The organism is Klebsiella sp. FDAARGOS_511, from assembly GCF_003812845.1.
Taxonomy (GTDB): Bacteria; Pseudomonadota; Gammaproteobacteria; order Enterobacterales; family Enterobacteriaceae; genus Klebsiella; species Klebsiella grimontii.
Genome location: NZ_CP033824.1, coordinates 3,431,549 through 3,446,582, shown reverse-complemented (window position 1 = coordinate 3,446,582; position 15,034 = coordinate 3,431,549). Strand labels below are relative to the sequence as shown.

12 protein-coding genes, 2 tRNA genes and 4 rRNA genes are annotated in these 15,034 nt (G+C 51.8%); 6 read left to right on the top strand and 12 right to left on the bottom strand.

The window, feature by feature from the left end; translation table 11 throughout:
* The first annotated feature begins 15 nt into the window (after positions 1 to 15).
* Positions 16 to 237, top strand: coding sequence for a membrane protein (locus EGY08_RS17570; RefSeq protein WP_004125860.1), 222 nt, complete (start codon positions 16 to 18; stop codon positions 235 to 237).
* 226 nt (positions 238 to 463) lie between these two features.
* Here the strand turns inward: EGY08_RS17570 and rrf (EGY08_RS17565) are convergent.
* The 6 genes from rrf (EGY08_RS17565) to EGY08_RS17540 all read right to left on the bottom strand — a co-directional run bounded on the left by rrf (EGY08_RS17565) (position 464) and on the right by EGY08_RS17540 (position 5,821).
* Positions 464 to 579, bottom strand: a 5S ribosomal RNA gene (gene rrf / locus EGY08_RS17565).
* Positions 580 to 617: 38 nt separating this feature from the next.
* Positions 618 to 693: transfer RNA gene (locus EGY08_RS17560), tRNA-Thr, on the bottom strand.
* Between the two features lie 14 nt (positions 694 to 707).
* Positions 708 to 823 (bottom strand): 5S ribosomal RNA (rrf, locus tag EGY08_RS17555).
* A 200-nt stretch (positions 824 to 1,023) separates the two neighbouring features.
* Positions 1,024 to 3,930 (bottom strand): 23S ribosomal RNA (locus tag EGY08_RS17550).
* 190 nt (positions 3,931 to 4,120) lie between these two features.
* Positions 4,121 to 4,196, bottom strand: a tRNA-Glu gene (locus tag EGY08_RS17545).
* 85 nt (positions 4,197 to 4,281) lie between these two features.
* Positions 4,282 to 5,821 (bottom strand): 16S ribosomal RNA (locus tag EGY08_RS17540).
* Together the 16S, 23S and 5S rRNA genes with 2 tRNA genes alongside form the textbook arrangement of a ribosomal RNA operon.
* A gap of 472 nt (positions 5,822 to 6,293) precedes the next feature.
* Here EGY08_RS17540 and EGY08_RS17535 point away from each other — a divergent pair.
* A complete protein-coding gene (locus EGY08_RS17535; protein ID WP_004125862.1) occupies positions 6,294 to 6,848 on the top strand; it encodes a gamma carbonic anhydrase family protein in 555 nt (184 codons plus the stop codon).
* On the opposite strand, the gene EGY08_RS17530 is transcribed toward EGY08_RS17535, so the two are convergent.
* The 6 genes from EGY08_RS17530 to dprA are packed head-to-tail and all read right to left on the bottom strand — an operon-like array spanning position 6,824 to position 10,616.
* On the bottom strand, positions 6,824 to 7,081 hold the full coding sequence (locus tag EGY08_RS17530) for a DUF1488 domain-containing protein (RefSeq protein WP_004125863.1): 258 nt from the start codon (positions 7,079 to 7,081) through the stop codon (positions 6,824 to 6,826). The genes EGY08_RS17535 and EGY08_RS17530 overlap by 25 nt on opposite strands.
* Positions 7,078 to 7,896: a shikimate dehydrogenase gene (gene aroE, locus EGY08_RS17525; RefSeq protein WP_123828712.1), complete on the bottom strand. Its 819-nt coding sequence runs from the start codon at positions 7,894 to 7,896 to the stop codon at positions 7,078 to 7,080. The genes EGY08_RS17530 and aroE overlap by 4 nt, the downstream gene beginning before the upstream one ends.
* A gap of 3 nt (positions 7,897 to 7,899) precedes the next feature.
* Complete coding sequence (gene tsaC, locus EGY08_RS17520) at positions 7,900 to 8,472, bottom strand: L-threonylcarbamoyladenylate synthase type 1 TsaC (protein WP_004125868.1); 573 nt, start codon at positions 8,470 to 8,472, stop codon at positions 7,900 to 7,902.
* A gap of 4 nt (positions 8,473 to 8,476) precedes the next feature.
* Positions 8,477 to 9,019, bottom strand: a complete 543-nt coding sequence (locus tag EGY08_RS17515; RefSeq protein ID WP_004125871.1) for a type I DNA topoisomerase — start codon at positions 9,017 to 9,019, stop codon at positions 8,477 to 8,479.
* A 27-nt stretch (positions 9,020 to 9,046) separates the two neighbouring features.
* Entirely contained in the window at positions 9,047 to 9,520 is a 474-nt protein-coding gene (smg, locus tag EGY08_RS17510; protein ID WP_004125874.1) for a DUF494 family protein Smg, read from the bottom strand.
* Positions 9,492 to 10,616 carry a DNA-protecting protein DprA gene (dprA, locus tag EGY08_RS17505; protein WP_004125875.1) on the bottom strand — a complete coding sequence of 375 codons (1,125 nt, stop codon included), beginning with the start codon at positions 10,614 to 10,616 and terminating at the stop codon, positions 9,492 to 9,494. The genes smg and dprA overlap by 29 nt, the downstream gene beginning before the upstream one ends.
* A 129-nt stretch (positions 10,617 to 10,745) precedes the next feature.
* Here dprA and def point away from each other — a divergent pair, with 129 nt between their 5' ends.
* Genes def through trkA form a run of 4 tightly spaced genes read left to right on the top strand, consistent with a single transcriptional unit; the run spans position 10,746 to position 14,957 of the window.
* Complete coding sequence (gene def / locus EGY08_RS17500) at positions 10,746 to 11,255, top strand: peptide deformylase (RefSeq protein WP_049113989.1); 510 nt, start codon at positions 10,746 to 10,748, stop codon at positions 11,253 to 11,255.
* Between the two features lie 14 nt (positions 11,256 to 11,269).
* A complete protein-coding gene (gene fmt, locus EGY08_RS17495) occupies positions 11,270 to 12,217 on the top strand; it encodes a methionyl-tRNA formyltransferase (protein ID WP_004125877.1) in 948 nt (315 codons plus the stop codon).
* Between the two features lie 52 nt (positions 12,218 to 12,269).
* A complete protein-coding gene (rsmB, locus tag EGY08_RS17490) occupies positions 12,270 to 13,559 on the top strand; it encodes a 16S rRNA (cytosine(967)-C(5))-methyltransferase RsmB (protein WP_123828711.1) in 1,290 nt (429 codons plus the stop codon).
* Between the two features lie 21 nt (positions 13,560 to 13,580).
* Complete coding sequence (gene trkA / locus EGY08_RS17485) at positions 13,581 to 14,957, top strand: Trk system potassium transporter TrkA (RefSeq protein WP_004125888.1); 1,377 nt, start codon at positions 13,581 to 13,583, stop codon at positions 14,955 to 14,957.
* Positions 14,958 to 15,034: the final 77 nt, after the last annotated feature.

Genomic DNA, 15,034 nt, shown 5'->3' with positions numbered 1-15,034 from the left:
TTTAGAGGTAACATCATGAATAAATTTATTATAGTGGCATTGCTGGCGACTCTGCTCGCTGGCTGTGCGCACGACTCTCCGTGCGTGCCGGTCTATGATTCTGAAGGTAGATTAGTCCACACTAATACCTGTATGAAAGGAACGACCCAGGATAACTGGGAAACTGCTGGCGCGATTGCCGGTGGCGCAGCCGCGATAGCTGGCCTGACGCTCGGTATTGTGGCATTGACGCGTTAATTCTTTTCTCTTCTCTACCATGGCAGGTACCGGAGTAATATCCGGTACCGCTTTCCCCGAAGGTAAGCCCCACCATGCTTAAACTACATTGCCCGCTGCTGAAGCTCGGGCAAAGCTCCCTCGAATAACATCGAGCGGATGAAACGTCATTGCCGGATATAATTTTTTCGTAGACGCAAAAACGCAAAAAGCCCATCCTGACGGATGGGCTTTTCACTTATTTGATGCCTGGCAATGCCCTACTCTCACATGGGGAGACCCCACACTACCATCGGCGCTACGGCGTTTCACTTCTGAGTTCGGCATGGGGTCAGGTGGGACCACCGCGCTATCGTTGCCAGGCAAATTCTTTTTAAATCGCCGAACTTTAACCTAAAAACTGGTGCTGATACCCAGAGTCGAACTGGGGACCTCACCCTTACCAAGGGTGCGCTCTACCAACTGAGCCATATCAGCACACTTAATTTGATGCCTGGCAGTTCCCTACTCTCACATGGGGAGACCCCACACTACCATCGGCGCTACGGCGTTTCACTTCTGAGTTCGGCATGGGGTCAGGTGGGACCACCGCGCTATCGCCGCCAGGCAAATTCTTTGTGCTCAGTACGCAATTCTTTATCGCATCTGCCGCGTTGCCCGCGCTCGCAAAGTCAGTCACATACCTCAGTATGCTCCTTCCTTTCCTTCGCTTGTCGCCTTGCTGCTGCGTAAATTATTGCGTACTCAACTCTGAATCAATGCTGAAATTGTTGTCTTCTCAATCCGCCAAAACATCTTCGGCGTTGTAAGGTTAAGCCTCACGGTTCATTAGTACCGGTTAGCTCAACGCATCGCTGCGCTTACACACCCGGCCTATCAACGTCGTCGTCTTCAACGTTCCTTCAGGACTCTCAAGGAGTCAGGGAGAACTCATCTCGGGGCAAGTTTCGTACTTAGATGCTTTCAGCACTTATCTCTTCCGCATTTAGCTACCGGGCAATGCCATTGGCATGACAACCCGAACACCAGTGATGCGTCCACTCCGGTCCTCTCGTACTAGGAGCAGCCCCCCTCAATTCTCCAGCGCCCACGGCAGATAGGGACCGAACTGTCTCACGACGTTCTAAACCCAGCTCGCGTACCACTTTAAATGGCGAACAGCCATACCCTTGGGACCTACTTCAGCCCCAGGATGTGATGAGCCGACATCGAGGTGCCAAACACCGCCGTCGATATGAACTCTTGGGCGGTATCAGCCTGTTATCCCCGGAGTACCTTTTATCCGTTGAGCGATGGCCCTTCCATTCAGAACCACCGGATCACTATGACCTGCTTTCGCACCTGCTCGCGCCGTCACGCTCGCAGTCAAGCCAGCTTATGCCATTGCACTAACCTCCTGATGTCCGACCAGGATTAGCTGACCTTCGTGCTCCTCCGTTACTCTTTAGGAGGAGACCGCCCCAGTCAAACTACCCACCAGACACTGTCCGCAACCCGGATTACGGGCCCACGTTAGAACACCAGCCATTAAAGGGTGGTATTTCAAGGATGGCTCCATGCAGACTGGCGTCCACACTTCAAAGCCTCCCACCTATCCTACACATCAAGGACCAGTGTTCAGTGTCAAGCTATAGTAAAGGTTCACGGGGTCTTTCCGTCTTGCCGCGGGTACACTGCATCTTCACAGCGAGTTCAATTTCACTGAGTCTCGGGTGGAGACAGCCTGGCCATCATTACGCCATTCGTGCAGGTCGGAACTTACCCGACAAGGAATTTCGCTACCTTAGGACCGTTATAGTTACGGCCGCCGTTTACCGGGGCTTCGATCAAGAGCTTCTCCTTACGGATAACCCCATCAATTAACCTTCCGGCACCGGGCAGGCGTCACACCGTATACGTCCACTTTCGTGTTTGCACAGTGCTGTGTTTTTAATAAACAGTTGCAGCCAGCTGGTATCTTCGACTGATTTCAGCTCCATGAGTAAATCACTTCACCTACATATCAGCGTGCCTTCTCCCGAAGTTACGGCACCATTTTGCCTAGTTCCTTCACCCGAGTTCTCTCAAGCGCCTTGGTATTCTCTACCTGACCACCTGTGTCGGTTTGGGGTACGATTTGATGTTACCTGATGCTTAGAGGCTTTTCCTGGAAGCAGGGCATTTGTCACTTCAGCACCGTAGTGCCTCGTCATCACGCCTCAGTGTTAAAGTGAACCGGATTTACCTGGAACACACACCTACACGCTTAAACCGGGACAACCGTCGCCCGGCCAACATAGCCTTCTCCGTCCCCCCTTCGCAGTAACACCAAGTACAGGAATATTAACCTGTTTCCCATCGACTACGCCTTTCGGCCTCGCCTTAGGGGTCGACTCACCCTGCCCCGATTAACGTTGGACAGGAACCCTTGGTCTTCCGGCGTGCGGGTTTTTCACCCGCATTATCGTTACTTATGTCAGCATTCGCACTTCTGATACCTCCAGCAACCCTCACAGGCCACCTTCAACGGCTTACAGAACGCTCCCCTACCCAACAACGCCTAAGCGTCGCTGCCGCAGCTTCGGTGCATGGTTTAGCCCCGTTACATCTTCCGCGCAGGCCGACTCGACCAGTGAGCTATTACGCTTTCTTTAAATGATGGCTGCTTCTAAGCCAACATCCTGGCTGTCTGGGCCTTCCCACATCGTTTCCCACTTAACCATGACTTTGGGACCTTAGCTGGCGGTCTGGGTTGTTTCCCTCTTCACGACGGACGTTAGCACCCGCCGTGTGTCTCCCGTGATAACATTCTTCGGTATTCGTAGTTTGCATCGGGTTGGTAAGTCGGGATGACCCCCTAGCCGAAACAGTGCTCTACCCCCGAAGATGAATTCACGAGGCGCTACCTAAATAGCTTTCGGGGAGAACCAGCTATCTCCCGGTTTGATTGGCCTTTCACCCCCAGCCACAAGTCATCCGCTAATTTTTCAACATTAGTCGGTTCGGTCCTCCAGTTAGTGTTACCCAACCTTCAACCTGCCCATGGCTAGATCACCGGGTTTCGGGTCTATACCCTGCAACTTAACGCCCAGTTAAGACTCGGTTTCCCTGCGGCTCCCCTATACGGTTAACCTTGCTACAGAATATAAGTCGCTGACCCATTATACAAAAGGTACGCAGTCACCCAACAAGTGGGCTCCTACTGCTTGTACGTACACGGTTTCAGGTTCTTTTTCACTCCCCTCGCCGGGGTTCTTTTCGCCTTTCCCTCACGGTACTGGTTCACTATCGGTCAGTCAGGAGTATTTAGCCTTGGAGGATGGTCCCCCCATATTCAGACAGGATACCACGTGTCCCGCCCTACTCTTCGAGTTCACAACCTGTGTGTTTTAGTGTACGGGAGTATCACCCTGTACCCTGCGACTTTCCAGACGCTTCCACTAACACACAAGCTGATTCAGACTCCGGGCTGCTCCCCGTTCGCTCGCCGCTACTGGGGGAATCTCGGTTGATTTCTTTTCCTCGGGGTACTTAGATGTTTCAGTTCCCCCGGTTCGCCTCGTTTGACTATGTATTCATCAAACGATAGTGCAACGAATTGCACTGGGTTTCCCCATTCGGACATCGCCGGCTGTAACGGTTCATATCACCTTACCGACGCTTTTCGCAGATTAGCACGTCCTTCATCGCCTCTGACTGCCAGGGCATCCACCGTGTACGCTTAGTCGCTTAACCTCACAACCCGAAGATGTTTCGTAAAACATCATCGTGTCGCGAAAATTTGAGAGACTCGAACACACATAACATGTGTGTCGTTTCAATTTTCAGCTTGATCCAGATTTTTAAAGAGCAAATATCTCAAACGTCACCCGAAGATGAGTTTTGAGATATTAAGGCAGGTGACTTTCACTCACGAACCAGCAAGTGGCGTCCCCTAGGGGATTCGAACCCCTGTTACCGCCGTGAAAGGGCGGTGTCCTGGGCCTCTAGACGAAGGGGACACTGAAGTCTCAATCGCAAGACGCCTTGCTATTTACTTTTCATCAGACAATCTGTGTGGACACTACAAAGGCAGGTTCTTTAAGGTAAGGAGGTGATCCAACCGCAGGTTCCCCTACGGTTACCTTGTTACGACTTCACCCCAGTCATGAATCACAAAGTGGTAAGCGCCCTCCCGAAGGTTAAGCTACCTACTTCTTTTGCAACCCACTCCCATGGTGTGACGGGCGGTGTGTACAAGGCCCGGGAACGTATTCACCGTGGCATTCTGATCCACGATTACTAGCGATTCCGACTTCATGGAGTCGAGTTGCAGACTCCAATCCGGACTACGACATACTTTATGAGGTCCGCTTGCTCTCGCGAGGTCGCTTCTCTTTGTATATGCCATTGTAGCACGTGTGTAGCCCTACTCGTAAGGGCCATGATGACTTGACGTCATCCCCACCTTCCTCCAGTTTATCACTGGCAGTCTCCTTTGAGTTCCCGGCCGGACCGCTGGCAACAAAGGATAAGGGTTGCGCTCGTTGCGGGACTTAACCCAACATTTCACAACACGAGCTGACGACAGCCATGCAGCACCTGTCTCAGAGTTCCCGAAGGCACCAAAGCATCTCTGCTAAGTTCTCTGGATGTCAAGAGTAGGTAAGGTTCTTCGCGTTGCATCGAATTAAACCACATGCTCCACCGCTTGTGCGGGCCCCCGTCAATTCATTTGAGTTTTAACCTTGCGGCCGTACTCCCCAGGCGGTCGACTTAACGCGTTAGCTCCGGAAGCCACTCCTCAAGGGAACAACCTCCAAGTCGACATCGTTTACAGCGTGGACTACCAGGGTATCTAATCCTGTTTGCTCCCCACGCTTTCGCACCTGAGCGTCAGTCTTTGTCCAGGGGGCCGCCTTCGCCACCGGTATTCCTCCAGATCTCTACGCATTTCACCGCTACACCTGGAATTCTACCCCCCTCTACAAGACTCCAGCCTGCCAGTTTCGAATGCAGTTCCCAGGTTGAGCCCGGGGATTTCACATCCGACTTGACAGACCGCCTGCGTGCGCTTTACGCCCAGTAATTCCGATTAACGCTTGCACCCTCCGTATTACCGCGGCTGCTGGCACGGAGTTAGCCGGTGCTTCTTCTGCGGGTAACGTCAATGAATAAGGTTATTAACCTTACTCCCTTCCTCCCCGCTGAAAGTACTTTACAACCCGAAGGCCTTCTTCATACACGCGGCATGGCTGCATCAGGCTTGCGCCCATTGTGCAATATTCCCCACTGCTGCCTCCCGTAGGAGTCTGGACCGTGTCTCAGTTCCAGTGTGGCTGGTCATCCTCTCAGACCAGCTAGGGATCGTCGCCTAGGTGAGCCGTTACCCCACCTACTAGCTAATCCCATCTGGGCACATCTGATGGCAAGAGGCCCGAAGGTCCCCCTCTTTGGTCTTGCGACGTTATGCGGTATTAGCTACCGTTTCCAGTAGTTATCCCCCTCCATCAGGCAGTTTCCCAGACATTACTCACCCGTCCGCCACTCGTCACCCGAGAGCAAGCTCTCTGTGCTACCGTTCGACTTGCATGTGTTAGGCCTGCCGCCAGCGTTCAATCTGAGCCATGATCAAACTCTTCAATTTAAGTTTGATGCTCGTAGAATTAAACTTCGTAATGAATTACGTGTTCACTCTTTGAGACTTGGTATTCATTTTTCGTCCGAGGACGTTAAGAATCCATGTCACTTTGAGTGCCCACACAGATTGTCTGATAAATTGTTAAAGAGCAGTGCAACGCGGCTTTCGCTCACCGTTGCGAGGTGGCGTATATTACGCTTTCCTCTTTCAGAGTCAACCCGTTATTGCAGGATTTTTTCTCTTCAACCGACCGGGCTGTTTGTGAAGTGATTCACATCTGCCGTGTCAGTGGGAGCGCATTATAGGGATCCCATTTTTTTGCACAAGCCTTTTTTCGATCTTTTTTTCCAAATGATGGTTTTTCAGCCGCTTCGCGGTGTTCTTGCTCAATCCGCTCACTTTTTACCACAATAAAGGGTTGCAGACGGCCAAAAAAGCAACCAAAGTCTCTGCACTCCCTTCATTTATTGAGGTAACCATGACCACCAGTTTGCGTCGTTATAAAGATTTATTCCCTAAAACGGGCCTGCGCGTGATGATCGACAGCAGCAGCGTGGTGATCGGTGATGTCAGAATGGCTGATGACGTCAGTATCTGGCCTCTGGTCGCGATTCGCGGTGATGTGAATTACGTCGAAATAGGCGCTCGCACCAATATTCAGGACGGTAGCGTCTTACATGTCACACATAAGTCTCCTTCCAAACCGCAAGGCAATCCATTAATCATTGGCGATGATGTTACCGTCGGCCATAAGGTGATGCTACACGGCTGCACTATTGGTAATCGGGTACTGGTGGGGATGGGTTCGATTTTGTTGGATGGCGTGATTGTTGAAGACGACATAATGATTGGCGCAGGTAGTCTGGTTCCTCAGAACAAACGTCTCAAGAGTGGCTATCTTTACTTTGGCAACCCGGTAAAACAGATACGCCCCCTGACGGAGGCGGAAATCGCGGGGCTCATATATTCAGCGAATAACTATGTAAAGTGGAAAGGTGATTATCTCGATCAGGAAAGCCAGATCCAACCCTGAGCATCTTCCTGCTGGTCGAGAATGAGAACCTGGGCTTCATCTTCCAGATCCCAGCGATGTTCACGAAAAGCGGCCAGCCATTGCGCAGGGTCTTCACCGCCAAAACGCTTCTTGAGACCGGTTAGCGTTAAGGCGCAGGTTAGCTGCATGCCGTTAACTAATGCCGGAAAAGCGATACATTGATGCGCTTCATCCCATACCTCTCTGTCTGGAAACTGAATAGCCTGGTTCATGCATTCAGTTCCTTCTGCAAAGCCGCAATGACTGGCGTAATTTCTGGCAGTACGCCATGCCATAACAGCACCGCATGGGCAGCCTGCGCCACCAGCATTCCCAGCCCATCAGCGCATTTGGTGGCACCATGTTGCCGGCATAGTGTTAAAAATGGCGTACAGCCTTTCTGGTAAAACATGTCATAACAACAGACACGGGGATTTATTAATGTAACAGGGATCGCGGGAACATCGCCGTCAATACCGCTGGACGTCGCATTAATAATGAGATCAAATTCCTGGCCGCCTAATGCTTCTATATCCAAAGCGTGGACGCTGCCGGTATGAGCAAAAAGCGTAGCCAGTTCATGGGCGCGAGAATAGGTACGATTAACAATAGTCACGGCGCAATCCAGCGACAAGAGAGGAAGCAATACGCCGCGTGAAGCCCCACCTGCGCCAATGAGCAACACCCGGAATCCAGGTTTAATAAAACCAAGCCGTTGCAGATCGCTCAGTAGTCCAATACCATCGGTATTGTCCCCAAGCAGGCGGCCATCCTCCAACCGTTTAAGCGTATTGACCGCACCAGCCAGCGCTGCACGTTCGGTTAACTCATCCGCTCGCGCGAAGGCCTCTTCTTTAAAAGGCACGGTGACGTTCGCTCCCTTACCGCCTTCATTAAAGAAGGTATCGAGCGTGGTAACAAAATCATCGAGCGGAGCCAGGATAAGGCCATAGGGATGCGTAATGTGCAGCTGCTGCGCAAAAAGCCGATGAATTGATGGCGACTTGCTATGGGCAATCGGGTGTCCGAAGACGGCATAAGTTTCCATGAGTTACCCCTGGCGGAAGAGTTCGCCCGTCAAGGCATCACGTATTTCAGATGGGTTTTGACGCCCTCCCGTTGCCCCATCGACTACCGGGAAATCCGCGCCAAACTGCGTATAAACCTCAGCCGTCGTGCGACAAGGTGGCAGACCAGATAAATTTGCGCTGGTAGAAACAAGCGGTTTCCCGTAAGCCTTACACAGTTCGACCACCAGCGGATGATCCGTGACTCGTACTGCCAATGAATTAAAGCGCCCGGTCAACCAACGCGGCGTTGAAGCGCAGGCCGGGAAGACAAATGTTACCGGCCCAGGCCAACACGAAAAAATAGCCGCTAGCTGCTCATCGCTCAATTGCGTATCGTCAATATACGGCTTGAGTTGCTCAAAGTTCGCAGCAATCAGAATCAGCCCCTTTTCAACGGGACGCCGCTTAAGTGCGAGCAGACTCATGACGGCTTTTTCGCTATCGGGATCGCAACCGACGCCAAAAACGGCTTCTGTTGGATAGGCAATGACATGTTCATTATTCAGAAGCGCCACAGCGCGTACGATGGCTTCTGAGGGCAGGTTATTATTCACAGATTTATTCCGCCGATATCGGCTTTCCACATTGTTTGCTGGCACAAAAGCGCTTAACGCCCTGCGCCGTTTTCTTTTCGATTAGCAACGGGTAATGACACTCAGGACACTCGCCCGCCACTGGCCTGAAGTTAATGACGAACTGGCAATCGGGGTAACGATCGCAGGAATGGAAGTTTTTTCCATAACGTGAACGGCGCTGAACCAGATGCCCTTGCCCGCATTGCGGGCAGGCTATTGCAGTTTCATCCGGCTTATCGATAAGTTCAGTATGTTCGCAATCAGGATAGCTGCTACAACCGATAAACATACCAAAACGCCCCTGGCGTAGCACCAGCACTGCGCCGCAAGACGGACACGTTTGCCCCTCCAGAACTTTAACAATATGCCCGTCCGCCTGATTTTTCAGGGGCCGGACATAGTCACAGTCAGGATAATGCGAGCAGCCGAGAAAAGGCCCGTGCTTCCCGGAGCGTATTACCAGTTCAGCCCCACACTGCGGGCAAGGTTCGTTTTTACGCACCGAAAACAGCGCTGTTTTGGTCATAACAATTCTAATGTCGCAGCAAAAAAGTTAGTGCAGCATACCTTCATTTACTTCAAAGAGTAATTCTTCCATTTGCTGGTAGGCATTTTCGCAACCGGGAATATTGAACAGCACCATCAGAATCACCCATTTGAGATCCTCCAGATCGAATTCTGCCGTATCCAGCGCCAGCACGCGCTCTATCACCATTTCCCGTGTTTCGAGGTTCAACACCTGAATTTGCTCAAGGAACAGTAAGAATCCCCGGCAACTCGCGTCAAGACGCTGACACTCCTCGTCAGTATATACTCGTAACGAGAGTGGGTCAGAAGCTAGCTGCATAGGTGCAACAAGCCCCTCCTGGTAATCAGCCAGTTTTTCGAGCCACATTAGGGCGTTATAGATATCTTCTCGTTCAAAACCGGCATCGGTCAGATCCCGAGTTAGCTTGTCCTGATCCACGCGCATTTCTGCTTCGTTATGGATGTAAGTTTCAAACAGATACATCAGTACGTCGAACATGGCTTGCCCTCCTTAATCGGACATAGCCGCCGGGTACAGCTGCGATCCAGCCTGCTAACTCCAGTTCTAGTAGCTGGGCTACGGTTACTGGCACAGATTGGCCGGCACGTTCAGCGACAACGTCAACAGGTGTTACCTCATCTCCTACGTTAGCCAGGAGCTCTGGAAATGGCAATGCTACAGAAGGCCGATCACCGCAATTATTTACGTCATTTGGCTCGGGAAGAATATTCGGTAGCTCATCTCGCCAGTATTCGACGATATCTTCAGGGGCTGTTACGGGAATCGCGCCCTGCTTGATAAGCCAATGAGGGCCTTCTGAACCCGGGCTGCCAATCGGCCCTGGCAGAGCAAAGACATCCCTTCCCTGCTCCAGCGCATAACGAACCGTCACTAATGAGCCACTTTTCAGCGCAGCTTCAATAACCAACACACCGGCGCTTAGGCCACTGATAATCCGGTTACGGCGGGGAAAATTGCCCGGAAGGGGCGGAGTGAACAGCGGAAACTCAGAAATGACGGCTCCGCCACCGTTAATTATCTGCTCCGCTAACGCCTGATGGCGACGAGGATAGATCTCTCCTAAGCCATTCCCTAAAACAGCCACCGTTTTACCTTTCCCTTCCAGCGCACCACGATGAGCAATACCATCAATGCCAAGGGCCAGACCGCTCGTGATCGTAATGTCATACCGCGCTAAAGCTTCGCTAAATAGTTTTCCCCAACGAGCGCCATACCAAGAGTGTGACCGACTCCCAATGACGGACAGCTGCCGGCTACTGAGTAGCGCAGGATCTCCACATACTAAAAGGGCGCATGGAAAGTCGACAATCGCCCGCAATTGAGGTGGGAAAAGCGGATCTTCGGCAGTCAGTAAATAGCAATTGGGTTGCTCCAGCCATTGTAGCGTGGCATCGATTTCGCATTGGTTAACGCCGAGGAAATGCTTCGATTGCGCCAGATTCAAACCACGGGCACGCAACTCTTCTCGCTCTAGCGTCGGAGATGAACATAGCTGGCGTGCAGCACTGATAGCACCTTCGCCATACAGGCTGCTCACTCTCATCAAACGTAACCAAATTTCCCTCGGCGTCATCCCTGTTCCCCTGCCACAAGCGACTTTAACAATCTTTGCGATTGGTCAGTGAGACTGTCAATTGCAGGGGGTTTTGTCTAGAATAGAGGTAATAATCTTTCCAACTCCTGAACACAACTCTGGATAACTATGTCAGTTTTGCAAGTGTTACATATTCCGGACGAGCGCCTTCGCAAAGTCGCAAAACCGGTAGAAGAAGTAAATGCAGAAATTCAGCGTATCGTCGATGATATGTTTGAGACGATGTACGCTGAAGAAGGTATCGGTCTGGCCGCAACGCAGGTAGATATTCATCAGCGCATTATCGTTATTGACGTATCAGAAAATCGTGAAGAGCAGCTGGTATTAATTAACCCTGAGCTGCTGGAAAAGAGCGGAGAAACAGGCATTGAAGAGGGTTGCCTCTCTATTCCTGAACAGCGTGCTTTAGTACCGCGTGCAGAAAAGGTGAAAATCCGCGCGCTCGATCGCGACGGTAAACCTTATGAGCTTGAAGCTGACGGTCTGCTGGCAATCTGTATTCAGCATGAGATGGATCACCTCGTCGGTAAGCTGTTCATCGACTACCTGTCGCCGCTCAAGCAACAACGCATTCGTCAGAAAGTTGAGAAACTTGATCGCCTGAATGCCCGAGCTTAAGGACGAGAATTAACGTGTCAGATTCACTACGTATTATTTTTGCGGGCACACCTGACTTTGCAGCGCGTCATCTCGACGCGCTGCTCTCCTCTGGACATAACGTTGTTGGCGTGTTCACCCAACCGGACCGTCCGGCTGGCCGCGGTAAAAAACTCATGCCCAGCCCGGTAAAGGTTCTGGCGGAAGAGAAAGGCATACCGGTATTCCAGCCAGTTTCGTTACGTCCGCAGGAAAACCAGCAACTCGTCTCTGACCTGCGCGCAGATATTATGGTCGTCGTGGCCTATGGCCTCCTTCTGCCAAAAGCCGTACTTGATATTCCACGCCTGGGCTGCATTAACGTTCACGGCTCGCTGCTTCCGCGCTGGCGCGGTGCGGCCCCGATTCAACGTTCGCTGTGGGCTGGCGATGCCGAGACGGGTGTAACCATCATGCAGATGGATGTTGGTCTCGATACGGGTGATATGCTGTATAAGCTTGCGTGCCCGATCACCGCAGAAGACACCAGCGGGACGCTGTACGACAAGCTGGCTAACCTTGGCCCTCAGGGGCTTATCGAAACCCTTAAGCAGCTTGCCACAGGTACCGCAAAACCGGTTGTACAGGATGAAGCGCTGGTTACCCATGCGCAAAAACTCAGCAAAGAAGAAGCGCATATCAACTGGTCTCTTTCCGCTGCTCAGTTAGAACGCTGCATTCGCGCCTTTAACCCGTGGCCAATGAGCTGGATAGAAATTGATGGCCAACCGGTAAAAGTCTGGCAGGCGTCGGTTATCAATATGGCTACAACCGCCGAGCCGGGAACCATTCTTGAAGCGACCAAACGGGGAATTCAGGTCGCGACCGGGGACGGGGTCCTGAATTTACTGTCGCTACAGCCGGCCGGGAAAAAAGCCATGAGTGCTCAGGATCTATTAAACTCGCGCCGGGAATGGTTTGTACCTGGCAGCCGTCTGGTCTGACGCTCCCTTCTTAATACGCCCGGTGTTACCGGGCATTTTTATTTTTGTACTTATGAAAAAACAACTCAATTTACGCAGTCTGGCAGCACAGGCCGTTGAACAGGTTCTCGAACGAGGGCAATCCTTAAGCAACGTTCTGCCCCCGCTGCAACAAAAAGTCTCGGATAAAGATAAAGCGCTGCTTCAGGAGCTATGCTTTGGCGTGCTACGTACACTTTCACAGTTAGATTGGCTGATCGGCAAGCTCATGTCCCGACCGATGACGGGTAAGCAGCGCGTTGTGCACTATCTGATTATGGTGGGCTTTTATCAACTGTTATACACACGCATCCCGCCTCATGCAGCCTTGGCGGAAACCGTTGAAGGCGCCGTTGCTATTAAGCGTCCACAGCTCAAAGGGTTGATAAATGGTGTCTTGCGCCAGTTTCAGCGTCAGCAGGAAGAGCTGTTAGCTGAATTTTCTCGTAGCGAGATCCGCTTTTTACATCCTTCCTGGTTATTGAAACGTCTGCAGAAAGCCTATCCAGCACAGTGGGAATCCATTGTAGAAGCGAACAACCAGCGCCCGCCGATGTGGTTGCGCGTAAACCGCGCCCACCATTCGCGCGACAGCTGGCTGGAATTACTGGAGGCGGCGGGAATGAAAGGCTTTACTCATCCCGCTTACCCTGACGCCGTGCGCCTGGAAACACCGGTACCGGTCCACGCATTACCCGGGTTTGAGGCAGGTTGGGTGACCGTGCAGGATGCCTCTGCTCAGGGCTGCATGACATTCCTTGATCCGCAAAACGACGAGCAAATTCTGGATCTGTGCGCTGCCCCGGGTGGTAAAACCACCTATATTCTCGAAGCGGCGCCCGAAGCACAAGTTCTGGCTGTCGACGTTGATGAGCAGCGACTCTCCCGCGTCTACGACAACCTGAAGCGTCTGGGCATGAAGGCAACCGTCAAGCAAGGCGATGGCCGTTATCCAGCCCAATGGTGTGGCGAGCAACAGTTCGATCGTATTCTGCTGGATGCCCCTTGCTCCGCCACCGGTGTTATTCGCCGTCACCCAGATATTAAATGGCTGCGCCGGGATCGCGATATCGCGGAACTGGCCCAGCTCCAGGCTGAAATTTTGGATGCCGTATGGCCGCACCTGAAATCCGGCGGCACTCTGGTTTACGCGACATGTTCAGTATTGCCAGAAGAGAACAGCCAGCAAATAAAAGCCTTCCTGCAACGTACAGCTGATGCGGTTCTCAGCGAAACCGGCGACGCTGATTTACCGGGCCAGCAAAATTTGCCTGGCGCCGAGCAAGGTGACGGCTTCTTTTACGCTAAGCTAATCAAAAAGTAATGAGATAACGAGTCGCGACTGATGAAAATTATCATATTGGGCGCAGGGCAGGTCGGCGGAACTCTGGCAGAAAACCTTGTCGGAGAGAACAACGATATTACGCTGGTAGACACGAATGGCGACCGCCTTCGCAGTCTTCAGGACAAATTTGATCTCAGAGTGGTTCAGGGCCACGGCTCGCATCCTCGCGTGCTGCGTGAGGCCGGTGCGGATGATGCCGACATGCTGGTTGCAGTGACCAGCTCAGATGAAACGAACATGGTGGCCTGTCAGGTCGCCTATTCGCTGTTTAATACGCCAAATCGTATTGCCCGCATCCGTTCCCCGGATTATGTACGCGATGCTGATAAACTTTTCCATTCAGAAGCGGTTCCTATTGACCACCTCATCGCTCCAGAGCAGCTGGTAATTGACAGTATTCACCGTCTGATCGAGTACCCAGGCGCGCTGCAGGTTGTCAATTTTGCTGAAGGCAAAGTCAGCCTTGCTGTCGTTAAAGCTTATTATGGCGGTCCTTTGGTGGGAAACGCGCTTTCAACTATGCGCGAGCATATGCCGCATATTGATACACGCGTAGCAGCTATTTTTCGCCACGATCGTCCTATCAGGCCACAAGGATCAACAATCGTAGAAGCCGGTGATGAGGTGTTTTTCATCGCAGCATCACAGCATATTCGTGCAGTGATGAGCGAACTTCAGCGTCTTGAAAAACCGTACAAGCGCATCATGTTAGTTGGCGGGGGAAACATTGGGGCCGGGCTCGCCCATAAGCTGGAGAAAGATTACAGCGTCAAGCTTATTGAACGTAATCAACAGCGCGCCGCAGAGCTCGCAGAAAAGTTGCAAAATACAATTGTCTTTTACGGTGATGCATCAGATCAAGAATTGCTGGCGGAAGAACACATCGATCAAGTCGATCTTTTTATTGCCGTCACCAACGATGATGAAGCTAACATTATGTCTGCCATGCTCGCAAAACGCATGGGCGCCAAAAAAGTAATGGTACTGATCCAGCGCCGGGCCTATGTTGATCTTGTTCAGGGGAGCGTGATCGACATTGCAATATCACCGCAGCAGGCAACAATTTCTGCTCTGCTCAGCCATGTGCGTAAAGCCGATATTGTTGGCGTTTCCTCTCTGCGCCGCGGTGTCGCGGAGGCCATTGAAGCTGTAGCGCACGGAGATGAAAGCACTTCGCGGGTCGTTGGTCGCGCTATCGATGAGATTAAACTCCCCCCCGGAACAATTATTGGCGCAGTAGTACGCGGTAATGATGTCATGATCGCGAATAATAATCTGCGTATTGAGCAAGGGGATCATGTCGTTATGTTCCTGACGGACAAAAAATTCATCTCTGATGTCGAGAGACTATTCCAGCCAAGTCCTTTCTTCCTGTAGCTCTTAGGCGTCGACAAGACGCCTTTCTTTTATCCCTTATATATCAAAGGATAATATTTTTCTGCAATTATTCCCCA